Consider the following 22751-nt stretch of genomic DNA (forward strand, 5'->3'; position numbering starts at 1 on the left):
GACACGGAGCGTACTTGCCGGTGCGCACACCGTACAATCGCGCCCTCCGGGGCCCGCGCCCGGGCCTGCGCGCGGCCCGCGCACGGACCCGCGCGGACGGCGTCCGGCGCGTGCGGCGCCCCGGTGGGAATCGGGTACGGGCGCGCGGGCGCGGCGCGATAAGGTCGGTACCTGCCGCTCCGGCAGCGGTGAACGGAGCCGGTCCGCGCGGCAGTCGGCGGCCGGTTCCGACGCGTACCGGAGGCCGGGGCCGTCGCAGGGCGGCCGATCAAGACCCGAGACCCTAGACCCAAGACCAATCCGAAAGAAGCGGTGCAGCGTGTCCGGTGGAGAAGTGGCCGGTCTCCTGGTGGCCGTCTTCTGGGCGATCCTGGTGTCGTTCCTCGCCGTGGTGCTGGTGAGGCTCGCGCAGACGCTCAAGGCGGCGACCAAGCTGGTGACGGGCGTGACGGAGCAGGCGGTCCCCCTGCTGGGAGAGGCGTCGGCGACCGTGCGGTCCGCGCAGTCCCAGCTCGACCGGGTGGACGCCATCGCGACCGATGTCCAGGAGGTCACCTCCAACGCCTCGGCGCTCTCCTCCACCGTCTCCACCGCCTTCGGCGGTCCGCTGGTGAAGGTCGCCGCGTTCGGCTACGGAGTGCGCAGGGCGCTCGGCCGCAAGCAGGCGGGAGCGCCCGCCGAATCGGTGCCCTCGCGCCGCGTCGTGGTGAGCCGCACGGTCCCCGCCTCCCGGAAGAGCCGCACAGGCCGCAAGCGCGGAAAGGGCTGATCCGCACCATGTTCCGCCGCGCCTTCTGGTTCACCACCGGCGCCGCCGCCGGCGTGTGGGCCACCACCAAGGTCCAGCGCAAGATCCGCGCACTCGCACCCGACGCGCTCGCCGTGCGGGCCGCGGACAAGGCCGTCGAGGGCGGCCACAGGCTGAAGCACTTCGCACTCGACGTACGCGCCGGAATGTCCCAGCGCGAGACCGAGTTGAAGGACGCGCTGGGCCTGACCGCGCAGGCTCCGCCCGAGCGCTCGCAGCTCCCCGCCCAGCCCGGCAGGGCCGAACTGGGCACCCACACCTATGTCCACGACTACGACCGGAATGAGGACCACTGATGGAGTCGGCTGAAATCCGCCGCCGCTGGCTGCGCTTCTTCGAGGAGCGGGGGCACACCGTCGTGCCGTCGGCGTCGCTGATCGCGGACGACCCGACGCTGCTTCTGGTCCCCGCGGGCATGGTCCCCTTCAAGCCCTACTTCCTGGGCGAGGTCAAGCCGCCGTACAACCGCGCCACCAGCGTGCAGAAGTGCGTGCGCACGCCGGACATCGAAGAGGTCGGCAAGACCACGCGGCACGGCACCTTCTTCCAGATGTGCGGCAACTTCTCCTTCGGCGACTACTTCAAGGAGGGCGCCGCCAAGTTCGCCTGGGAGCTGCTGACCTCCTCCGTGGAGGACGGCGGCTACGGCCTGGACGCCGAGAAGCTCTGGGTCACCGTCTACGAGCAGGACGACGAGGCCGAGCGCATCTTCCGCGACGTCGTCGGCGTGCCCGCCGAGCGCATCCAGCGCCTGGGCATGGAGGAGAACTACTGGTCCATGGGCGTCCCGGGCCCCTGCGGCCCGTGCGCCGAGATCAACTACGACCGCGGCCCCGAGTTCGGCGCCGAGGGCGGCCCGGCCGTCAACGACGAGCGCTACGTGGAGATCTGGAACCTGGTCTTCATGCAGTACGAGCGCGGCCCCGGCGAGTCCAAGACCGACTTCCCGATCCTCGGCGAGCTGCCCAGCAAGAACATCGACACCGGGCTCGGCCTCGAGCGCCTGGCGATGATCCTGCAGGGCGTGCACAACATGTACGAGATCGACACCTCGCGCATGATCATCGACAAGGCGGGCGAGCTCGCCGGCGTGCGCTACGGCGACACCGAGGAGCAGGACGTCTCGCTCCGCGTCGTCGGCGACCACATCCGTACGTCGATCATGCTCATCGGCGACGGCGTCACCCCCGGCAACGAGGGCCGCGGCTATGTGCTGCGCCGCATCATGCGCCGCGCCATCCGCAACATGCGCATTCTCGGCGCCACCGGGCCCACCGTGGCCGAGCTGACGGACACCGTCATCAAGGCGATGGCCCCGCAGTACCCGGAGCTGGAGGAGGACCGCAAGCGCATCGAGACGGTCGCCCTCGCCGAGGAGGCCGCCTTCCTCAAGACCCTCAAGGCCGGCACCAACATCCTGGACACGGCCGTCGAGGAGACCCGCACCGCCGGCTCCTCCGTGCTGCCCGGCGACAAGGCGTTCCTGCTCCACGACACCTGGGGCTTCCCGATCGACCTCACCCTGGAGATGGCGGCCGAGCAGGGCCTCTCCGTGGACGAGGAGGGCTTCCGGCGGCTCATGAAGGAGCAGCGGGAGCGCGCGAAGGCCGACGCCAAGGCCAAGAAGCAGGGCCACGCCGACCTCTCCGCCTACCGCGAGATCGCCGACTCCACGGGCGCCACCGACTTCACCGGCTACGCCCGTACGGAGAACGAGGCCGCGGTCGTCGGCCTGCTGGTGGACGGCGTCACCTCGCCCGCCGCCCACGAGGGCGACGAGGTCGAGGTCGTGCTCGACCGCACCCCCTTCTACGCCGAGGGTGGCGGCCAGCTCGCCGACACCGGCAAGATCAGGCTGGACAGCGGCGCCGTGATCGAGGTCCGCGACGTGCAGCAGCCGGTGCCCGGCGTGAGCGTGCACAAGGGCGTCGTCCAGGTCGGCGAGGTGACCGTCGGCGCCTCCGCGTACGCCGAGATCGACGTGACCCGGCGCCGGTCCATCGCCCGCGCGCACAGCGCGACCCACCTCACCCACCAGGCGCTGCGCGACGCGCTGGGCCCGACGGCCGCGCAGGCCGGTTCGGAGAACTCGCCGGGCCGCTTCCGCTTCGACTTCGGCTCGCCCTCGGCCGTGCCCGGCGGTGTGCTCACCGACGTGGAGCAGCGCATCAACGAGGTGCTCAGCCGCGAACTCGACGTGCAGTCCGAGTACATGGGCATCGACGAGGCCCGCAAGCAGGGCGCGCTCGCCGAGTTCGGCGAGAAGTACGGCGACACCGTGCGCGTCGTGACCATCGGCGACTTCTCCAAGGAGCTGTGCGGCGGCACCCACGTGCACAACACCGCGCAGCTCGGCCTGGTCAAGCTGCTCGGCGAGTCCTCCATCGGCTCCGGCGTGCGCCGCGTCGAGGCGCTGGTCGGCGTGGACGCCTACAAGTTCCTCGCGCGCGAGCACACCGTGGTCTCCCAGCTCAGCGAGCTGATCAAGGGCCGCCCCGAGGAGCTGCCGGAGAAGGTGTCCGGGATGCTCACCAAGCTGCGGGACGCCGAGAAGGAGATCGAGCGCTTCCGCGCCGAGAAGGTGCTCCAGGCCGCCGCCGGCATCGCCGAGGACGCCAAGGACGTGCACGGCATCGCGCTGGCCGCGGCCAAGGTGCCGGACGGCACGACCGCGGACGACCTGCGCACCCTGGTGCTGGACGTGCGGCAGCGCATCACGGGCGGGCGGCCCGCCGTGGTCGCCCTGTTCACCGTGACCAACGGGCGCCCGCTGACCGTCATCGCCACCAACGACCACGCGCGCGACCGCGGCCTGAAGGCCGGCGACCTGGTGCGTACGGCCGCGAAGGCGCTCGGCGGCGGTGGCGGCGGCAAGCCGGACGTCGCGCAGGGCGGCGGGCAGAACGCCGAGGCCGTGCCCGAGGCCATCGCGGCCGTCGAGCGACTGGTCGCCGAGGCCCGCTGATGCGGCGCGGCAGGCGGCTGGCGGTCGACGTCGGCGACGCCCGGATCGGGGTCGCGAGCAGCGACCCCGACGGGCTCCTGGCCACTCCGGTCGAGACGGTGCCCGGGCGCGACCTGCCCGCCGCGCACCGGCGTCTCACCGCGCTGGTCGAGGAGTACGAGCCGATCGAGGTGGTGGTCGGGCTCCCGCGCTCCCTCAAGGGGGGCGAGGGCCCGGCCGCGGCCAAAGTGCGCGGATTCGCCGAGGAATTGGCGAAAAAGATCACACCTGTGCCGGTTCGGCTGGTCGACGAGCGCATGAGCACCGTCACAGCGGCGCAGTCGATGCGGGCCTCGGGAGTCAGCTCCAAGAAGGGCCGGTCCCGCATCGACCAGGCAGCGGCCGTGGTCATCCTGCAGAGCGCCCTGGAGACCGAACGGGTGTCCGGGGCCGCTCCGGGGCAGTGCGTCGAGGTGGTTGTCTGATCGCGGTGCGGTAACGTTCCGCGCGACACGGCAGCGGTCCGAACGCGGATCGCACAGGCGGGTGGCACGGACGCCGCGCCTCGCGACGCGACCGGCTGCCGCCTCGCGGCACAAGGGGATCGATGACTGAGTACGGCCGGGGACCCGGCTCCCAACCGTGGCATCCCGAGGACCCGCTGTACGGGGAGCAGGGATGGGACGGCGGCCAGCCCGCCGCCTACCAGGGCGGTGACTGGGACCCCCAGCAGGTCGGCCAGCAGCAGTACGACCCGCACCCGGGGCAGCAGCAGTACCCCCCTCAGCAGTACCCGGCGCAGTACGGCCAGCAGCAGGATCCCTACGGCGGCTGGGGCGGCGCGCAGGGCGGTTACGTCCAGGGCGGCTACGACCCGGCGTTCGGCGCCGGGCAGCCGGGCGGCGCGGAGTACGTCGCGCAGGCGCAGTACGGCGGACCGGCCGCCACCGACCCGTACGGGATGCCGCCCGTCGATCCGTACGGGACCGCGGAGATGCCCGTCTACCAGGGCCCGGTCACCGACGCGGGCTATCCGGACGGCTACGCCACCGAGCAGGCCTATCCGCCGCCGCAGCCGCAGCACCTGAGGGAGCATCAGGCCCCGGTGCCGCCCGGGCCGCAGGAGTACGCGGGTCCTGGACCCGACCCGGAGACCGGCTGGGACCCGGGGCCCGACCAGGGCGAGAGCGCCTTCTTCTCCGGCGCGGCCGAGGAGGAGGACGAGCGCGAGCGGCCCGGCAAGAAGGGGCGCAAGGACGGCCGGACCCGCAGGGGCGACACCAAGAAAAAGAAGAACGGCTGCGCCTGCCTGTTCGTCTCGCTGGTGATCGCGGGCGGGGTCGGCGCCGTCGGCTGGTTCGGCTGGCAGTTCTACGCCTCGCACTTCGCGCCCGCGCCCGACTACGAGGGCTCGGGCACCGGCGAGGTGCAGGTGGACATCCCGGACGGCGCGGCGCTCGCCGACATGGGCACCGTGCTGGAGAACAAGGGCGTGGTGAAGAGCGGCGGCGCCTTCGTCGAGGCGGCGAACGCCAACAAGAAGGCGCAGGGCATCCACCCGGGCACGTACACGCTCCGCAAGGAGATGTCGGGGGCCAGCGCCGTCGACCTGATGCTGGACCCCTCCAGTCAGAACGGCCTCATCGTCGCCGAGGGCCTGCGGGCCAAGGCCGTGTACCAGCTCATCGACAAGAAGATCGGCGTCTCCGGGGGCACCACGGAGAAGACGGCGAAGACCGCCGACCTGGGCCTGCCGGAGTGGGCGCACGGGAAGCCGGAGGGCTTCCTCTTCCCGTCAAAGTACAGCGTCGGCAAGAACGCCAAGCCGGCCGACGTGCTGCGGCAGATGGTCAAGCGCGCCGAGGCCGAGTACGCGCGGGTCGGCCTGGAGGCGGCGGCGAAGAAGCACGGCACCTCGCCCCGGAAGATCATCACGGTGGCCTCGCTGATTCAGGCCGAGGCCCAGCAGAAGGACGAGTTCGGCAAGGTCTCGCGGGTCATCTACAACCGCATCGACCAGAACATGGCGCTCGGCTTCGACTCGACGATCAACTACGCGCTGGGCCGCTCGACCCTGAACACCAGCACAGGGGACACCCAGCTCGACTCGCCGTACAACACCTACAAGCACAAGGGCCTGCCGCCCGGGCCGATCGACAACCCCGGCCACCAGGCGATCGAGGCGGCGCTCAAGCCGACCAAGGGCAACTGGCTCTACTTCGTGACGGTCAAGGCCGGTGACACCCGGTTCACCGCCAGCAAGGCGCAGCACGACAGGAACGTGCAGGAGTTCAACCGGGAACAGCGCCAGCAGCAGTAGCCCCCAGCCCCGACGGAAGTCGGCGGTACGCAGCGAGCAGTACGCAGTCAGCAGCAGAGGGCACGCGGCGCGGCAGCGCGCCGCGTGCCGGATTCATGTGAGGAGAACGGCGGCTGATGCCCCAGCAGCCCACCGGCCGAGCCCCCAGGTCCCCGCGCGAGAGCGGGCGCGCCGCGGTGCTCGGCTCGCCCATCGCCCATTCGCTCTCGCCCGAACTGCACGCAGCGGCCTATGCGGAGCTGGGCCTGGGCGGGTGGTCGTACGGCAGGTACGAGGTGGACGAGGCCGGGCTCGCGGACTTCTTCGCGGGGCTCCTCCGCGAGCGCGAGGGCGGCGAACCGTGGGCCGGGCTCTCCCTCACCATGCCGCTCAAGCGCGCCGTGATCCCGCTGCTGGACGAGATCAGCGCAGCGGCCGCCTCCGTGGAGGCCGTGAACACCGTGGTCTTCGCCGAGGACGGACGGCGGCTCGGCGACAACACCGACATCCCCGGCATGGTCGCGGCGCTGGAGGAGCGCGGCGTGACGCGGGTGGAGAGCGCCGCGGTGCTCGGCGCGGGCGCCACCGCCTCCTCGGCCCTGGCGGCGCTGGCCCGGGTGTGCGAGGGCGAGGTCACCGCGTACGTACGCAGCGAGGAGCGGGCGCGCGAGATGCACGGCTGGGCCGAGCGGCTGGGGGTGCGGCTGCGCACCGCCGCGTGGGCCGAGGCGGCCGAGGCGCTGAGCGCGCCGCTGGTGATCGCGACGACACCAGCCGGTTCGACGGACGCGCTGGCCGGGGCCGTGCCCGAGCGGCCAGGCACCCTCTTCGACGTGCTCTACGACCCGTGGCCCACGCGGCTCGCCGCCGCCTGGCAGGAGCGCGGGGCGCCGGTCGCCAACGGGCTCGACCTGCTGGTGCATCAGGCCGTGTTCCAGGTCGAGCAGATGACGGGGCGCGGGCCCGCGCCGGTCGCGGCGATGCGCGCGGCGGGGGAGCGGGCGCTGCGCGAGCGGGTGCACTGAGGTTCCCGAGCCTGCCCCGTACCCCTCCGCAGTGCCCCGTTCCGTTCCCGTCCGTGTGGTGGACCGCCGCAGGGCACGGCGCGCGGACATGGGAGGATCGGCGGCACCGGAACATGCCGGTACAGGCACATGGGCGCTGAAGCGCGCGGATTCGAGGAGCACCGTTGAGCAGGTTGCGCTGGCTGACGGCGGGGGAGTCGCACGGCCCCGCACTCGTGGCGACGCTGGAGGGTCTTCCCGCCGGCGTCCCGGTCACCACGGAGATGGTGGCCGATGAGCTGGCGCGGCGGCGGCTGGGCTATGGGCGCGGTGCCCGGATGAAGTTCGAGCGCGACGAGGTCACCTTCCTCGGCGGCGTACGGCACGGGCTGACCCTCGGCTCCCCGGTCGCGATCATGGTGGGGAACACCGAGTGGCCCAAGTGGGAGAAGGTCATGTCCGGTGACCCGGTCCCGCAGGACGAGCTGGACGGGCTCGCGCGCAACGCGCCGCTGACCCGGCCCCGCCCCGGGCACGCGGACCTGGCCGGGATGCAGAAGTACGGGTTCGACGAGGCCCGCCCCGTGCTGGAGCGCGCGAGCGCGCGGGAGACCGCCGCGCGGGTGGCGCTGGGCACGGTGGCCCGCTCCTACCTGAAGGAGACCGCCGGGATCGAGCTGGTCTCGCACGTGGTGGAGCTGGGCGCCGCGAAGGCTCCGTACGGACGGGTGCCGCAGCCCGGCGATGTCGAGGCCCTGGACGCTGACCCGGTGCGCTGCCTGGACGCGGACGCGAGCGCGGCGATGGTCGAGCAGATCGACCAGGCGCACAAGGACGGCGACACCCTGGGCGGCGTGGTCGAGGTCGTGGCGCACGGCGTGCCGGTGGGCCTGGGCTCGCACGTGCACTGGGACCGCAAGCTGGACGCGCGTCTCGCCGGCGCGCTGATGGGCATCCAGGCGATCAAGGGCGTGGAGCTGGGCGACGGCTTCGACCTGGCGCGGGTGCCCGGATCGCAGGCGCACGACGAGATCCATTCGACCGACGAGGGCATCCGGCGTACGTCGGGCCGCTCGGGCGGCACCGAGGGCGGGCTCTCCACCGGTGAACTCCTGCGGGTGCGGGCCGCGATGAAGCCGATCGCGACCGTGCCGCGCGCGCTGGCCACCGTGGACGTGGCCACCGGCGAGGCCACCGCGGCCCACCACCAGCGCTCGGACGTGTGCGCGGTGCCGGCTGCCGGGATCGTGGCCGAGGCCATGGTGGCGCTGGTGCTGGCGGACGCGGTGGCGGAGAAGTTCGGCGGCGACAGCGTGCCCGAGACCCGCCGCAACGTCACCGGCTACCTGGACAACCTGGAGATCCGCTGATGGGCCCGGCGGTGGTGCTGGTCGGCCCGATGGGCGTGGGCAAGACCACCGTGGGCGAGGCGCTGGCCGCCCGGCTCGGCCTCACCTGCCGGGACACCGACGCCGACATCGTGGCCACGGCGGGCAAGCCGATCTCGGACATCTTCCTGGAGGAGGGCGAGGAGCACTTCCGCGCCCTGGAGCGGGACGCGGTGCGCACCGCACTCGCCGAGCACGACGGGGTGCTGGCCCTGGGCGGCGGCGCGGTCCTCGCCGAGGAGACCCGGGAGCTGCTCGCCGGGCACCCCGTGATCTTCCTGGAGATGGGGGTGGCCGAGGCGGTCAAGCGGGTCGGCCTGGACGCGCCGCGCCCGCTGCTGATGATCAACCCCCGGCAGCAGTGGCGGAAGCTGATGGACGAGCGCCGCCCGCTGTACGTGCAGGTGGCCCGCGCCGTGGTGGACACCGAGCAGCGCACGCCCGACGACATCGCGGACGAAATCCTCGAAGCTCTGGAGCTGAAGCAGTCATGACCGCCGAGTCCACCGAGCCCGCAGCGCCGACCCGCATCACCGTGGGCGGCACGGACGGGACCGCACCGTACGACGTGCTGGTGGGACACCGACTCCTGGGCGACCTCGGGTCGTTGGTCGGCAGCCAGGCCAAGCGCGTCGCGGTGCTCCACCCGGAGGCGCTGGCCTCCACCGGCGACGTGCTGCGCGACGACCTCGCCGCGCAGGGGTACGAGGCCATCGCGATCCAGCTCCCGAACGCGGAGGAGTCCAAGACAGCGGAGGTCGCCCAGTACTGCTGGAAGGCCCTGGGCCAGACCGGGTTCACCCGCAGCGACGTGATCGTCGGCGTCGGGGGAGGGGCCACCACCGACGTGGCGGGCTTCGTCGCGGCCACCTGGCTGCGCGGGGTGCGCTGGATCGCCGTGCCCACCACCGTGCTCGGCATGGTCGACGCCGCGGTCGGAGGCAAGACCGGCATCAACACCGCCGAGGGCAAGAACCTGGTGGGCGCCTTCCACCCGCCGGCCGGCGTGCTGTGCGACCTGGCCGCGCTGGAGTCCCTGGGCGTGCACGACTACGTGGGCGGGCTCGCCGAGGTCATCAAGGCGGGCTTCATCGCCGACCCGGGCATCCTGGAGCTGATCGAGTCCGACCCCGAGGGGGCGCGCAGCCCCGGGGGGCCGCACACCGCCGAGCTGATCGAGCGCGCGATCCGGGTGAAGGCCGAGGTGGTCTCCGGCGACCTCAAGGAGGCCGGGCGCCGCGAGATCCTCAACTACGGGCACACCCTCGCGCACGCCATCGAGAAGAACGAGCGCTACAACTGGCGGCACGGCGCCGCGGTCTCCGTCGGCATGGTCTTCGCCGCCGAGCTGGGGCGGATCGCCGGGCGCCTGGACGAGGAGACGGCCGAGCGGCACCGCGCGGTGCTCCGTTCCGTCGGGCTGCCGGTCACCTACCGCGGCGACCAGTGGCCCAAGCTGCTGGAGACCATGAAGGTCGACAAGAAGACCCGCGGCGATCTGCTGCGCTTCATCGTCCTCAACGGCCTCGCCAAGCCCTCGGTCCTGGAGGGCCCTGACCCGGCGATGCTGCTCGCGGCCCACGCCGAGATCGCCGACTGATCTCCGGTTCCCGTACGAGGTTGCGCCCCGGCCCCCGATGAGGGCCGGGGCGCTGCTTCGCGCACCCGCCACGCTGCGTGCCTTGCGCCGCTTCGTCCGCGTACCGCACATGGCTTCGCGTGCGCCCGGGGAAGCTCCCACTCCACCCCCGTGACCAGCCCAACACCCGCCCGCCCCGCGGCAGTCGGGCACCTCTCGCGCCGCCCGTCCGTTGCCGTCCCGTGGACCCGGTGAGGGTACTGTCCGTTACTCTCGGACGACCACAGGCAGAGCAGCGGCGCGCCGCGCGGGCCACCGCGGGCGCGAGGGGACGGAGTGGGGAGCCGGATGCAGGAGTACGGGGCGCAGCAGCCCGTCCCCCACGGACGCCGGGGCTACAGCCGGACGCTCCCGCAGCTCCCGGCACTGCCGCCGCCCCCCGGCTGGAGCGCCTCAGCCCAGCCCCCGTACGGCCACGGCACGGGCCCCGCCCAGCCGCCCCCGATCCCGCAGGCCCCGCCGCAGCCCGCCGCGCCGCCGCCCGCGCCCGCGGGGCCGCCGCACGCGCAGCCCTCCCAGCCCGCGCACCCGGGCCGGCAGCAGCCCGGGCATCCGGCACAGCCCGCGCAGCATCCGGCGCAGCACCCCGCGCAGGGCGGTTCGGTCCCGCCTCCGCCGCCCGGCCAGGCCCCGGGGCCCTCGGAGACGACCGGGCACATCAGGCTGCCCAGCGGCACCCCGGTGGAGATACCGGCACCGGCCGAGGACCCGGCCCAACTCGACGCCACCCGCGCCGCGGTGGCGGTCCTGCTGATCGGCCCGGCCGGCGCGGGCAAGACCACCGTGGCCCGGCACTGGGCCGCGCACCGCGCCGTTCCCACCGCGCACATCAGCCTCGACGACGTACGCGAGTGGGTGCGCTCGGGCTTCGCAGACCCGCAGGCGGGGTGGAACGACCACTCCGAGGCGCAGTACCGCCTGGCCCGCCGCACCTGCGGCTTCGCGGCGCGCAACTTCCTCGCCAACGGGATCTCCTGCGTGCTCGACGACGCGGTCTTCCCCGACCGGCCCGTCGTCGGCCTGGGCGGCTGGAAGCGGCACGTCGGCCCCGGCATGATCCCCGTCGTCCTGCTCCCCGGGCTCGACGTCGTGCTGGAGCGGAACGCCGAGCGCTCGGGCAACCGCCGCCTCAGCGACGAGGAGGTCGCCGCGATCCACGGGCGGATGGCGGGGTGGTACGGATCCGGGCTCCCGATCATCGACAACTCCCGCCAGGACGTGGCCACCACGGCGCGGATGCTCGACGACGTGGTGGCCCGCAGCCTGGCCAGCCCGCCCGCCTGGTGAGCGCGCGGACCCGCACCGGCCGGCGCTGCTCCTGACCGCGTGGCCCCCGCGCGACACACCCCGTCGCCCGCTCGGCCCTCCCGTACCGGCCGCCGGCGCCCCCGCTACGTACCCTCGGCCCTATGTCAGACGTGCATGTGGCCCGCAGGAACCGGCTCCGCGAGCGCTGCGCCGCGGGCACGGCCGAGGGCGGGCCCGCCGACGCCGTCCTGGTCTCCCGCCCCGCGAACATCCACTATCTGACCGGCCGGCGCCCGCTCGACGGCGCGCTGCTGCTCGGCCCCGAGGGGGAGGACACGCTCGTCTCGGCCCGCGCCGACGCGCCCTCGACGGGGGGCTCGTACCCGGGGGACGAGCTGCGCGCGGCCCAGGTCGCCGCGCCCGACGGGGACGCGGCGGTGGTCGCGGCCGACCTCGCGCAGCGCGCGGGCGCGCACTGCCTCGCCGTCGAGGAGCACCATCTGACGGTGGCCAGGCACAGGGCGCTGGGCTCCGTGGCGCCCCGGGTACGCCTCACCGGGCTCGGCGGCGGGGTCGAGCAGCAGCGGGTGATCAAGGACGAGGAGGAGATCTCCGCGCTGCGCATCGCCGCCGAGATCACCGACCAGGCGCTCGGCGAGCTGCTGGAGTCCATCCTGGTCGGCCGCACCGAGCGGCATCTGTCGCTGGAGCTGGAGCGGCGCCTGATCGACCACGGCGCCGAGGGCCCCGCCTTCCCCACCTCCGTGGGCACGGGCGGCAATTCGGGGATTCCCGGTCATCTGCCCACCGACCGGCGCGTGGAGGAGGGCGATTTCCTCTCGGTGCGCCTGGGCGCCAACTACCGCGGCTACCGCTGCCAGATCGGCCGCACCTTCGTCATCGGCACCGCTCCCGACGACTGGCAGATCGAGCTGTACGAGCTGGTCTTCGGCGCGCAGCGCGCGGCCCGCGAGGCGCTGCTGCCCGGCGCCGCCTGCCGCGATGTGGACCGCGCGGCGCGGCAGGTGCTGGACTCGGCGGGGTACGCGGAGTCCCTGGGCACGGCCACGGGCCACGGGGTGGGACTGGAAATCGGTGAGGACCCTCGGCTGTCTCCTGCCGCCATGGGTAAACTGGACCCTTGTGTGCCGGTCACCGTCGAACCGGGGGTCCACCTCCCGGGCCGGGGCGGCGTCCGGATCGACGACACACTCGTCGTCCGCCCCGCGGCGGACGGCGGACCCGAGCTACTCACCATCACGACCAAGGAGCTGCTCGCTCTCTAGCCCCTCACGGGTGCGCGGGCGGCACGTCCTTGGTTCCGCAGCAGCAGTCTCAGGAGATTCCGCGACCGTGGCATCCACGAACGACCTCAAGAACGGCATGGTGCTCAAGCTCGACGGCGACCAGCTCTGGTCCGTTGTCGAGTTCCAGCACGTCAAGCCCGGCAAGGGCCCCGCGTTCGTCCGTACGAAGCTGAAGAACGTCCTGTCCGGCAAGATCGTCGACAAGACGTTCAACGCGGGCACGAAGGTCGAGACGGCCACCGTGGACCGACGCACCATGCAGTTCTCGTACATGGACGGCGAGATGTTCGTCTTCATGGACATGCAGACCTTCGACCAGCTCCACGTCGACCGCAAGACGGTCGGCGACGCGGCGAACTACCTCGTCGAGGGCTTCGACGCGACGGTGGCCATGCACGAGGGCGAGGTGCTCAACGTCGAGCTCCAGGCCGCCGTCGAGCTGACCATCCAGCACACCGAGCCCGGCGTGCAGGGCGACCGCTCCACCGGCGGCTCCAAGCCCGCCGAGCTGGAGACGGGCTACACGATCCAGGTCCCGCTGTTCATCACGACCGGCGAGAAGATCAAGGTCGACACCCGCACCGGCGAGTACCTCGGCCGGGTGAGCGGCTAACCGTGTCTGCCCGCAGCAAGGCACGGAAGCGTGCCTTCCAGATCATTTTCGAGGCGGACCAGCGGGACGCGCGGGTCACCGACGTCCTGGACTCCTGGCTCGCGCACGCCAGGGAGGACCCCAGGCAGCCCCCGGTCAACGAGTACGCGGTCGAGCTCATCGAGGGGTATGCGGCCAACGCGCCGCGCATCGACGAGCTCATCTCGCAGTACGCGGTGGGCTGGACCCTGGACCGGATGCCGGTGGTCGACCGCTGCATCCTGCGGCTCGGCGCCTACGAGCTGATCTGGTCGGAGGACACCCCGGAGGCGGTGGTGATCGACGAGGCGGTGCAGCTCGCGCGGGAGTTCTCCACCGACGAGTCCCCGTCGTTCGTCAACGGCCTGCTGGCCCGCCTGAAGGACCTCAAGCCGTCCCTCCGCCGGTAGGACCGGCGCTTCACGCCTTGGGCCCCGCACTCGCGCGGGGCCCAAGGCGTTTCTGTGCGGTCACCCGACTCCCGTACGGGGTACGTGAACTCTCGTACGGGGCTCGGGAATTGGGCGCAAAGACAATGCCGCCCCCGCACGGGACCCGGGCGGGCTCCGTACGAGGGCGGCGGTACGTTTCTTCGGTGGCTCGCGGCCGGCAGGCCGCTACGCGTCCTCGTGGGCGACGGCGCGGCGGGCGTCCGCGTCGAGGACGCCCCAGCTGATGAGCTGCTCGGTCAGGACCGAGGGCGACTGGTCGTAGATCACCGCGAGGGTGCGCAGGTCGTCCTGGCGGATCGAGAGGACCTTGCCGTTGTAGTCGCCGCGCTGCGACTGGATGGTGGCCGCATACCGCTGGAGCGGGCCCGCCTTCTCGGCCGGCACGTGGGCCAGCCGCTCGAGGTCGAGGACCAGCTTCGGCGGCGGCTCGGCCGCGCCGCCCGGCGTCGTGCCCGGCAGGAGCTCCTGCACCGGCACGCCGTAGAAGTCCGCCAGCTCGGCGAGACGCTGCACGGTCACGGCGCGGTCGCCGCGCTCGTACGAGCCGACCACGACCGCCTTCCAGCGGCCCTGGGACTTCTCCTCGACACCGTGGAGAGAGAGGCCCTGCTGGGTGCGGATGGCGCGGAGCTTGGCCCCGAGCTGTTTGGCGTATTCGCTGGACATAAGGCTCCCCGGACGCTGGGACGCATGCGGCTGGGCCGCGTGCTTCGTAACTCACTGTGATGTTACGCAGCGTAATGTGCCGCGTCAAGCCGAGCGGGATCCGGCCCCACCAGCCCCACCCGTAAGCCCCCTCGGAGCTGGCGGTGACCGTCCTGGTACGGTTGTCGGTCGACAGCTCAGACGTCCTTTAACGCCCGTCCCGTGAGGCGGGGAAGGGGGTCCCCTTTTCATGGCCACTATGGACAGCGGCAGCGCCCGCTCCCGGTCCGAAGCCCGCCCCGTGCTGGAGGCTCCGGACATCGCGCGCGTGCTCACCCGCATCGCCCACGAGATCGTCGAACGCGCCAAGGGCGCCGACGACGTGGTGCTCCTCGGCATCCCCACCCGCGGGGTGCATCTCGCCCGCCGTCTGGCGGACAAGCTCGCCGATATCACCGGGCAGCCCGCCGCGGTCGGCTCCCTCGACATCACGATGTACCGGGACGATCTCCGTCTCGGTCCCGCTCGCACCCTGGCCCGCACCGAGATCCCCGGCGACGGGGTCGACGGACGGCTGGTCGTGCTGGTCGACGACGTGCTCTTCTCCGGCCGCACGATCCGTGCCGCACTGGATGCGCTGGGTGACATCGGCAGGCCGCGCGCGGTGCAGCTCGCCGTGCTGGTCGACCGCGGGCACCGCGAACTCCCCATCCGCGCCGACTACGTCGGCAAGAACCTGCCCACCTCGCTGCGCGAGACGGTCAAGGTGCAGCTCGCCGAGGAGGACGGGCACGACGGCGTGCTGCTCGGCGAGCGCGAGGACACCGGCCGCGACACCACCCGCCCCGCGCAGGCCGGTCAGTAAGCGGCTCCCCCGGGCACCCCGGGACCCGTGGGTCCCGCAGCGCCCCCGCATGCCCGCACCCGCGGCACGTACCGCGGGAGAACTCCATCCCGCCACACCAGCACGGAAGGCACAGGCAAGAGCAGATGAAGCGTCATCTCATCTCGGCCGCCGACCTCACCCACGACGACGCCGTCCTGATCCTCGACACCGCCGAGGAGATGGCACGCTTCGCCGACCGGCCGATCAAGAAGCTCCCCACGCTGCGCGGGCGCACCGTCGTGAACCTCTTCTTCGAGGACTCCACGCGCACCCGGATCTCCTTCGAGGCGGCGGCCAAGCGGCTGTCGGCCGACGTCATCAACTTCTCCGCCAAGGGCTCCTCGGTCTCCAAGGGCGAGTCCCTCAAGGACACCGCGCTGACCCTGGAGGCCATGGGCGCCGACGCCGTGGTCATCCGGCACGGCCAGTCCGGCGCCCCGCACAGGCTGGCCACCTCCGGGTGGATCGGCGGTTCGGTGGTCAACGCCGGCGACGGCACGCACGAGCACCCCACGCAGGCGCTGCTGGACGCGTTCACCATGCGCCGCCGCCTGGTGGGCGAGGAGGGCCGGGACCTCGCGGGGCGGCACGTCACGATCGTCGGCGACATCCTGCACAGCCGGGTCGCCCGCTCCAACGTGCACCTGCTGAGCACCCTGGGCGCCGAGGTCACCCTGGTCGCGCCGCCCACGCTGGTGCCGGTCGGTGTCGAGACCTGGCCCTGCGAGGTGAGCTACGACCTGGACGCGGTACTCGCCAAGTCCGACGCCGTGATGATGCTCCGGGTGCAGCGGGAGCGGATGAACGCGGCCTTCTTCCCCACTGAGCGCGAATACGCCCGCCGGTACGGCCTGGACGGCGAGCGGATGGCGCGGATGCCCGAGCATTCGATCGTCATGCACCCCGGGCCGATGAACCGCGGCATGGAGATCACCGCCGAGGTCGCCGACTCGCCGCGGTGCACCGCCGTGGAGCAGGTGGCCAACGGCGTGAGCATCCGCATGGCCGTGATGTACCTGCTGCTGGGCGGCGCCGAACCCGCCGTCTCCGTCCCCGCCGCCGCCCGTACCGAGGAGAACGACTGACATGAGCGAGACCGACAAGACGCCCGGCAAGACACTGATCCGCGGCGCGAGGCCGCTGGGCGGGGAGCCGCAGGACGTGCTGATCGAGGGCGGGACGATCGCCCAGGTCGGCGCCGGGCTCGACGCCGGGGACGCGCACGTGGTCGAGGCCGAAGGGCAGATCCTGCTCCCGGGCCTGGTCGACCTGCACACCCACCTGCGCGAGCCCGGCCGCGAGGACTCCGAGACGGTGCTCACCGGCACCCGCGCGGCGGCCAAGGGCGGCTACACCTCCGTACACGCGATGGCCAACACCTTCCCGGTCGCCGACACGGCCGGCGTGGTCGAGCAGGTCTGGCGGCTCGGCAAGGAGCACGGCTACTGCGACGTGCAGCCGGTCGGCGCCGTGACCGTGGGCCTGGAGGGCAAGCAGCTCGCGGAGCTGGGCGCGATGCACGACTCGGCCGCCGGGGTGCTGGTCTTCTCCGACGACGGCAAGTGCGTGGACGACGCCGTGATCATGCGGCGGGCCCTGGAGTACGTGAAGGCCTTCGACGGCGTGGTCGCGCAGCACGCGCAGGAGCCGCGGCTGACCGAGGGCGCCCAGATGAACGAGGGCATCGTCTCGGCCGAGCTGGGCCTGGGCGGCTGGCCCGCGGTCGCCGAGGAGTCGATCATCGCCCGGGACGTGCTGCTCGCCGCGCACGTCGGCTCCCGGCTGCACATCTGCCACCTCTCCACGGCGGGCTCGGTGGAGATCGTCCGCTGGGCCAAGTCCAAGGGCTGGAACGTCACGGCAGAGGTCACCCCGCACCACCTGCTGCTGACCGACGAGCTCGTCCGCAGCTACGACCCGGTCTACAAGGTCAACCCGCCGCTGCGCACGGAGGCCGACGTCATGGCGCTCCGCGAGGCGCTGGCCGACGGCACCATCGACTGCGTCGCCACCGACCACGCGCCGCACCCGCACGAGGACAAGGACTGCGAGTGGGGCGCGGCGGCCATGGGCATGGTCGGCCTGGAGACGGCGCTCTCGGTCGTGCAGCACACCATGGTCGACACCGGCCTGCTGGACTGGGCGCAGGTGGCCGACCGCATGTCGCACCGGCCCGCCGCGATCGGCCGGCTCGGCGCGCAGGGGCGGCCCATCGCCCCGGGTGAGCCCGCCAACCTGGTCCTCAGCGACGCGGCTTACCGTGGTCACGTGGACCCCGCGGGCTTCGCCTCGCGCAGCGGCAACACCCCGTACAAGGGCCGCGAGCTGCCGGGGCGCATCACCCACACCTTCCTGCGGGGCCGGGCGACGGTCGTGAACGGAAACTTGGCGTGATCTCTCTGAACTCCCCGCACCTGTACCAACTCGCCGCACAGCAGCGGTCCCAGGAGGTCACCGACTGGGCGGCCCGGGCCGGCTGGGTCGTAGGGCTCCTGCTCTTCATCGCGCTGCTGTACTGGCTGATGCGCCAGGGCTGGAAGTGGCGCGGCACCCTCCAGGGCGACCTGCCCGAGCTGCCCCAGGCGCCGGCCGACCCAGGTCTCGCGCTGCTCACCCTCACCGGCCGGTACCACGGCTCCACCAGCGCGGGTCAGTGGCTGGACCGGATCGTGGCGCACGGCCTCGGGGTGCGCAGCCGCGCCGAGGTGACCCTCACGGAGGAGGGCGTCGGCGTCGTACGGCCCGGCGCCTCCGACTTCTTCGTCCCCGCCGGGAAGCTGCGCGGAGCGCGCCTGGAGACCGGGATCGCCGGCAAGGTCCTCACCGAGGGCGGGCTCCTGGTGATCACCTGGGAGCACGGCGGGCGCGCGCTCGACTCCGGCTTCCGCTCCGACAAGGCTGCCGAGCACCCCGAATGGGTCGAGCGGATCAACGCCCTGGCCGGCGCCTCCGAAGACTCCGACGGCGTCTCCGGCGAAAACCCCGGCCCCACCCCCATCCACGAGAAGCAGCACGATCAGGAAGGCGCACGATGACGACCTCCGCCAGGGGAGCCGCGAAGGCTCCAGCAGTCCTTGTCCTGGAGGACGGCCGCACCTTCCGCGGCCGTGCCTACGGCGCGGTGGGGGAGACCTTCGGCGAGGCCGTGTTCTCCACCGGCATGACCGGCTACCAGGAGACCCTGACCGACCCCTCGTACCACCGCCAGGTCGTCGTGATGACGGCCCCGCACATCGGCAACACCGGCGTGAACGACGAGGACCCCGAGTCCGAGCGGATCTGGGTGTCCGGCTACGTCGTACGCGACCCCGCACGGATCCCCTCCAACTGGCGCTCGGTGCGCACCCTCGACGAGGAGCTCGACGCCCAGGGCGTCGTGGGCATCAGCGGCGTGGACACCCGCGCGCTGACCCGGCACCTGCGCGAGCGCGGGGCGATGCGGGTCGGGATCTTCTCCGGTGACGCACTTGCGGATGAGGCGGCCCTGCTCGCCAAGGTGAAGGCCGCGCCCGAGATGAAGGGCGCCGACCTGTGCGGCGAGGTGGCGACGGACGAGGCGTACGTGGTCCCGGCCATCGGCGAGAAGCGCTTCACCGTCGCCGCCGTGGACCTCGGGATCAAGGGCATGACCCCGCACCGCATGGCCGAGCGCGGCATCGAGGTGCACGTGCTCCCGGCGAACGCCTCGCTGGAGGACATCTACGCCGTGCAGCCCGACGGCGTGTTCTTCTCCAACGGACCCGGCGACCCGGCGACCGCCGAGCACCCCGTCGCGCTGATGAAGGGCGTGCTGGAGAAGAAGACGCCGCTGTTCGGCATCTGCTTCGGCAACCAGATCCTCGGGCGCGCGCTGGGCTTCGGCACCTTCAAGCTCAAGTACGGCCACCGCGGCATCAACCAGCCGGTCCAGGACCGCACGACCGGCAAGGTCGAGGTCACCGCGCACAACCACGGCTTCGCCGTGGACGCCCCGCTCGACGGCGCCAGCGCCACCCCGTACGGCCGGGCCGAGGTCTCCCACGTGTGCCTCAACGACAGCGTGGTGGAGGGGCTCCAGCTCCTCGACCAGCCCGCCTTCAGCGTCCAGTACCACCCCGAAGCGGCGGCCGGTCCGCACGACGCCGCGTACCTCTTCGACCGCTTCGTACAGCTCATGGAGGCCCAGCGTGCCTAAGCGCACCGATATCCAGTCCGTCCTGGTCATCGGGTCCGGGCCGATCGTCATCGGCCAGGCGGCCGAGTTCGACTACTCCGGCACCCAGGCCTGCCGGGTCCTCAAGGCCGAGGGCCTGCGGGTGATCCTGGTCAACTCCAACCCGGCCACGATCATGACCGACCCGGAGATCGCCGACGCCACCTACGTCGAGCCGATCACCCCGGAGTTCGTCGAGAAGATCATCGCCAAGGAGCGCCCCGACGCGCTGCTGCCCACCCTCGGCGGCCAGACCGCGCTGAACACGGCGATCTCGCTGCACGACGCGGGCACCCTCGCGGAGTACGGCGTCGAGCTGATCGGCGCCAACGTCGAGGCGATCAACAAGGGCGAGGACCGCGACCAGTTCAAGGACGTGGTCGAAGAGGTCCGGAAGAAGATCGGTCACGGCGAGTCGGCCCGCTCCTACATCTGCCACTCCATGGACGACGTCATGAAGGGCGTCGAGGAGCTCGGCGGCTACCCCGTGGTCGTCCGCCCCTCCTTCACCATGGGCGGCGCGGGCTCGGGCTTCGCGCACGACGAGGACGAGCTGCGCCGCATGGCCAGCACCGGCCTCACGCTCTCGCCCACCACCGAGGTGCTCCTGGAGGAGTCCATCCTCGGGTGGAAGGAGTACGAGCTGGAGCTGATGCGCGACAAGAACGACAACGTCGTGGTCGTCTGCTCCATCGAGAACTTCGACCCGATGGGCGTGCACACCGGCGACTCCATCACCGTCGCGCCCGCGATGACCCTCACCGACCGCGAGTACCAGGTGCTCCGCGACATCGGCATCGCCGTGATCCGCGAGGTCGGCGTGGACACCGGCGGCTGCAACATCCAGTTCGCGGTGAACCCGAAGGACGGCCGCGTGGTCGTCATCGAGATGAACCCGCGCGTCTCGCGGTCCTCGGCGCTCGCCTCCAAGGCCACCGGCTTCCCCATCGCGAAGATCGCCGCGAAGCTCGCCGTGGGCTACACGCTGGACGAGATCCCGAACGACATCACCGAGCAGACCCCGGCGTCGTTCGAGCCCACCCTCGACTACGTCGTGGTCAAGGCGCCGCGCTTCGCCTTCGAGAAGTTCCCGGCCGCCGACAACACGCTGACCACCACCATGAAGTCGGTCGGCGAGGCCATGGCCATCGGCCGCAACTTCCCCGAGGCCTTCCAGAAGGCGCTGCGCTCCCTGGAGAAGAAGGGCAGCTCCTTCGACTTCACCGGCACGCCCGGCGACAAGGCCGCGCTGCTGGAGGAGTCGAAGCGCCCCACCGACGGCCGCGTGCAGACCGTCATGCAGGCCATCCGCGCGGGCGCCACCCCGCAGGAGGTCTTCGACGCGACGCACATCGACCCGTGGTTCACCGACCAGCTCTTCCTGATCAAGGAGGTCGCCGACGAGATCGCCGCGGCCTCCGAGCTCAGCCCCGAGCTGCTGGCGGAGGCCAAGCGCTACGGCTTCTCGGACGCCCAGATCGCCGGCCTGCGCTCGCTCCGCGAGGACGTCGTACGCGAGGTCAGGCACGCCCTCGGGGTGCGCCCGGTGTACAAGACGGTGGACACCTGCGCCGCCGAATTCGCCGCGAAGACCCCGTACTTCTACTCCTCCTACGACGAGGAGACCGAGGTCGCGCCGCGCGAGAAGCCCGCGGTGATCATCCTCGGCTCGGGCCCGAACCGCATCGGCCAGGGCATCGAGTTCGACTACTCCTGCGTGCACGCCTCCTTCGCGCTGAGCGACGCCGGCTACGAGACCGTCATGGTCAACTGCAACCCCGAGACCGTCTCCACCGACTACGACACCTCCGACCGGCTCTACTTCGAGCCGCTCACCCTGGAGGACGTGCTGGAGATCGTGCACGCCGAGCAGGCGGCCGGGCCCGTCGCCGGGGTCGTCGTGCAGCTCGGCGGCCAGACCCCGCTCGGGCTCGCGCAGGACCTCAAGGACAACGGCGTGCCGATCGTGGGCACCTCGCCCGAGGCGATCAACCTCGCCGAGGAGCGCGGCGCCTTCGGCCGGGTCCTGGAGGAGGCCGGGCTGCCCGCGCCGAAGTACGGCACCGCGTACTCCTTCGAGCAGGCCAAGGGCATCGCCGCGGAGATCAACTACCCGGTGATGGTGCGGCCCTCGTACGTGCTCGGCGGGCGCGGCATGGAGATCGTCTACGACGAGCAGGCGCTGGAGTCCTACCTGACCCGGCACGCGGGCCTGATCGACAAGCACCCGGTGCTGATCGACCGCTTCCTGGACGACGCGATCGAGATCGACGTGGACGCCCTGTACGACGGCGAGGAGCTCTACCTCGGCGGCGTGATGGAGCACATCGAGGAGGCCGGCATCCACTCCGGCGACTCGGCGTGCGCGCTGCCCCCGATCACCCTCGGCGGCCACGACATCAAGCGGCTGCGCGCCTCGACCGAGGGCATCGCCAAGGGTGTGGGCGTGCGCGGGCTGATCAACATCCAGTTCGCCATGGCCGGGGACATCCTGTACGTGCTGGAGGCCAACCCGCGCGCGTCCCGCACCGTCCCGTTCACCTCCAAGGCCACGGCCGTCCCGCTCGCAAAGGCCGCGGCCCGCATCTCGCTGGGCGCGACCGTCGCTGAGCTGCGCGAGGAGGGCATGCTGCCGAAGTCGGGCGACGGCGGCGACCTGCCCATGGACGCGCCGATCTCGGTCAAGGAGGCGGTCCTGCCCTGGACACGCTTCCGCGATGTGCAGGGCCGCGGCGTGGACACCGTGCTCGGCCCGGAGATGCGCTCCACCGGCGAAGTCATGGGCATCGACTCGGTGTTCGGCACCTCGTACGCCAAGTCCCAGGCCGCCGCCTACGGCGCGCTGCCCACCAAGGGCAGGGCCTTCGTCTCGGTCGCCAACCGCGACAAGCGCGCGCTGATCTTCCCGGCGCGCGAGCTCATCGCCATGGGCTTCGAGCTGCTGGCCACCTCGGGCACCGCGGAGGTTCTCAAGCGCAACGGCATCAACGCCACGGTGGTGCGCAAGCAGAGCGAGGGCGAGGGTCCGCAGGGCGAGAAGACCGTCGTCCAGCTCATCCACGACGGCCAGGTCGACCTGATCGTCAACACCCCGTACGGCACCGAGGGCGGCCGGCTCGACGGCTACGACATCCGCACCGCAGCCGTGGCCCGCGCGGTCCCGTGCCTGACCACGGTCCAGGCGCTGGCGGCCGCGGTGCAGGGCGTCGACGCGCTCTCGCGCGGCGACGTCGATGTGAAGTCGCTCCAGGCGCACGCCGAGCGCCTGACCGCGGCCCGCGAGGGCTGACGGGCCTTCCGAGCGCCGG

At 72.2% G+C, this 22751-nt stretch carries 20 protein-coding genes; 19 read left to right on the forward strand and 1 reads right to left on the reverse strand.

The features are described from left to right. Positions 1–319: 319 nt before the first annotated feature. The 13 genes from ABEE00_RS08655 to nusB all read left to right on the forward strand — a co-directional run bounded on the left by ABEE00_RS08655 (position 320) and on the right by nusB (position 13678). Positions 320–769 (forward strand): DUF948 domain-containing protein, encoded by a 450-nt coding sequence (locus tag ABEE00_RS08655; RefSeq protein ID WP_345744702.1) that lies wholly within the window; start codon positions 320–322, stop codon positions 767–769. 8 nt (positions 770–777) lie between these two features. Then, positions 778–1104, forward strand: coding sequence for a DUF6167 family protein (locus ABEE00_RS08660; RefSeq protein WP_345744703.1), 327 nt, complete (start codon positions 778–780; stop codon positions 1102–1104). After that, positions 1104–3773: an alanine--tRNA ligase gene (gene alaS / locus ABEE00_RS08665; RefSeq protein WP_345744704.1), complete on the forward strand. Its 2670-nt coding sequence runs from the start codon at positions 1104–1106 to the stop codon at positions 3771–3773. Before ABEE00_RS08660 ends, alaS begins: the two co-directional genes overlap by 1 nt. Beyond that, entirely contained in the window at positions 3773–4237 is a 465-nt protein-coding gene (gene ruvX / locus ABEE00_RS08670; RefSeq protein WP_345744705.1) for a Holliday junction resolvase RuvX, read from the forward strand. The genes alaS and ruvX overlap by 1 nt, the downstream gene beginning before the upstream one ends. A 122-nt stretch (positions 4238–4359) precedes the next feature. After that, positions 4360–6072, forward strand: coding sequence for an endolytic transglycosylase MltG (gene mltG, locus ABEE00_RS08675; protein ID WP_345744706.1), 1713 nt, complete (start codon positions 4360–4362; stop codon positions 6070–6072). Positions 6073–6188: 116 nt separating this feature from the next. Further along, on the forward strand, positions 6189–7076 hold the full coding sequence (locus ABEE00_RS08680; RefSeq protein WP_345744707.1) for a shikimate dehydrogenase: 888 nt from the start codon (positions 6189–6191) through the stop codon (positions 7074–7076). A gap of 164 nt (positions 7077–7240) precedes the next feature. Beyond that, the gene (gene aroC / locus ABEE00_RS08685) at positions 7241–8425 is read left to right on the forward strand and encodes a chorismate synthase (RefSeq protein WP_345744708.1); all 1185 of its coding nucleotides are present in this window, start codon (positions 7241–7243) and stop codon (positions 8423–8425) included. Next, positions 8422–8937, forward strand: a complete 516-nt coding sequence (locus ABEE00_RS08690) for a shikimate kinase (RefSeq protein WP_345744976.1) — start codon at positions 8422–8424, stop codon at positions 8935–8937. The genes aroC and ABEE00_RS08690 overlap by 4 nt, the downstream gene beginning before the upstream one ends. After that, a complete protein-coding gene (gene aroB / locus ABEE00_RS08695) occupies positions 8934–10043 on the forward strand; it encodes a 3-dehydroquinate synthase (protein WP_345744709.1) in 1110 nt (369 codons plus the stop codon). The genes ABEE00_RS08690 and aroB overlap by 4 nt, the downstream gene beginning before the upstream one ends. 327 nt (positions 10044–10370) lie before the next feature. Then, the gene (locus ABEE00_RS08700) at positions 10371–11369 is read left to right on the forward strand and encodes an AAA family ATPase (protein WP_345744710.1); all 999 of its coding nucleotides are present in this window, start codon (positions 10371–10373) and stop codon (positions 11367–11369) included. Between the two features lie 122 nt (positions 11370–11491). Further along, positions 11492–12616, forward strand: a complete 1125-nt coding sequence (locus ABEE00_RS08705; protein WP_345744711.1) for an aminopeptidase P family protein — start codon at positions 11492–11494, stop codon at positions 12614–12616. 67 nt (positions 12617–12683) lie between these two features. Then, the gene (gene efp / locus ABEE00_RS08710) at positions 12684–13250 is read left to right on the forward strand and encodes an elongation factor P (protein WP_345744712.1); all 567 of its coding nucleotides are present in this window, start codon (positions 12684–12686) and stop codon (positions 13248–13250) included. A 2-nt stretch (positions 13251–13252) separates the two neighbouring features. Continuing rightward, positions 13253–13678 (forward strand): transcription antitermination factor NusB, encoded by a 426-nt coding sequence (nusB, locus tag ABEE00_RS08715; protein ID WP_345744713.1) that lies wholly within the window; start codon positions 13253–13255, stop codon positions 13676–13678. Between the two features lie 207 nt (positions 13679–13885). Here the strand turns inward: nusB and bldD are convergent, their stop codons facing one another. Continuing rightward, complete coding sequence (gene bldD / locus ABEE00_RS08720) at positions 13886–14386, reverse strand: transcriptional regulator BldD (RefSeq protein WP_028431622.1); 501 nt, start codon at positions 14384–14386, stop codon at positions 13886–13888. Between the two features lie 229 nt (positions 14387–14615). Here bldD and pyrR point away from each other — a divergent pair, with 229 nt between their 5' ends. The 6 genes from pyrR (at position 14616) to carB (ending at position 22732) form a co-directional block, all read left to right on the forward strand. Beyond that, positions 14616–15230, forward strand: a complete 615-nt coding sequence (pyrR, locus tag ABEE00_RS08725) for a bifunctional pyr operon transcriptional regulator/uracil phosphoribosyltransferase PyrR (RefSeq protein ID WP_451918522.1) — start codon at positions 14616–14618, stop codon at positions 15228–15230. A 125-nt stretch (positions 15231–15355) separates the two neighbouring features. Continuing rightward, positions 15356–16336, forward strand: a complete 981-nt coding sequence (locus ABEE00_RS08730) for an aspartate carbamoyltransferase catalytic subunit (protein ID WP_345744714.1) — start codon at positions 15356–15358, stop codon at positions 16334–16336. 1 nt (position 16337) lies between these two features. Continuing rightward, complete coding sequence (locus tag ABEE00_RS08735; RefSeq protein WP_345744715.1) at positions 16338–17645, forward strand: dihydroorotase; 1308 nt, start codon at positions 16338–16340, stop codon at positions 17643–17645. Further along, positions 17642–18286, forward strand: coding sequence for a PH-like domain-containing protein (locus ABEE00_RS08740; RefSeq protein WP_345744716.1), 645 nt, complete (start codon positions 17642–17644; stop codon positions 18284–18286). The genes ABEE00_RS08735 and ABEE00_RS08740 overlap by 4 nt, the downstream gene beginning before the upstream one ends. Further along, positions 18283–19425 (forward strand): glutamine-hydrolyzing carbamoyl-phosphate synthase small subunit, encoded by a 1143-nt coding sequence (gene carA, locus ABEE00_RS08745; RefSeq protein ID WP_345744717.1) that lies wholly within the window; start codon positions 18283–18285, stop codon positions 19423–19425. The genes ABEE00_RS08740 and carA overlap by 4 nt, the downstream gene beginning before the upstream one ends. Continuing rightward, positions 19418–22732 carry a carbamoyl-phosphate synthase large subunit gene (carB, locus tag ABEE00_RS08750; RefSeq protein WP_345744718.1) on the forward strand — a complete coding sequence of 1105 codons (3315 nt, stop codon included), beginning with the start codon at positions 19418–19420 and terminating at the stop codon, positions 22730–22732. The genes carA and carB overlap by 8 nt, the downstream gene beginning before the upstream one ends. The last annotated feature ends 19 nt before the right edge of the window (positions 22733–22751 follow it).

It is taken from the genome of Streptomyces odontomachicola, assembly GCF_039605595.1.
Classification (GTDB): Bacteria; Actinomycetota; Actinomycetes; order Streptomycetales; family Streptomycetaceae; genus Streptomyces.

Coding starts and splice junctions, on each gene's coding strand:
- ABEE00_RS08700 (WP_345744710.1), top strand. CDS start 10,371: ATGCAGGAGTACGGGGCGCAGCAGCCCGTCCCCCACGGACGCCGGGGC.
- ABEE00_RS08735 (WP_345744715.1), top strand. CDS start 16,338: ATGAGCGAGACCGACAAGACGCCCGGCAAGACACTGATCCGCGGCGCG.
- mltG (WP_345744706.1), top strand. CDS start 4,360: ATGACTGAGTACGGCCGGGGACCCGGCTCCCAACCGTGGCATCCCGAG.
- pyrR (WP_451918522.1), top strand. CDS start 14,616: ATGGCCACTATGGACAGCGGCAGCGCCCGCTCCCGGTCCGAAGCCCGC.
- ABEE00_RS08730 (WP_345744714.1), top strand. CDS start 15,356: ATGAAGCGTCATCTCATCTCGGCCGCCGACCTCACCCACGACGACGCC.
- ABEE00_RS08660 (WP_345744703.1), top strand. CDS start 778: ATGTTCCGCCGCGCCTTCTGGTTCACCACCGGCGCCGCCGCCGGCGTG.
- aroB (WP_345744709.1), top strand. CDS start 8,934: ATGACCGCCGAGTCCACCGAGCCCGCAGCGCCGACCCGCATCACCGTG.
- ABEE00_RS08705 (WP_345744711.1), top strand. CDS start 11,492: ATGTCAGACGTGCATGTGGCCCGCAGGAACCGGCTCCGCGAGCGCTGC.
- ABEE00_RS08680 (WP_345744707.1), top strand. CDS start 6,189: ATGCCCCAGCAGCCCACCGGCCGAGCCCCCAGGTCCCCGCGCGAGAGC.
- alaS (WP_345744704.1), top strand. CDS start 1,104: ATGGAGTCGGCTGAAATCCGCCGCCGCTGGCTGCGCTTCTTCGAGGAG.
- ruvX (WP_345744705.1), top strand. CDS start 3,773: ATGCGGCGCGGCAGGCGGCTGGCGGTCGACGTCGGCGACGCCCGGATC.
- carA (WP_345744717.1), top strand. CDS start 18,283: ATGACGACCTCCGCCAGGGGAGCCGCGAAGGCTCCAGCAGTCCTTGTC.
- bldD (WP_028431622.1), bottom strand. CDS start 14,386: ATGTCCAGCGAATACGCCAAACAGCTCGGGGCCAAGCTCCGCGCCATC.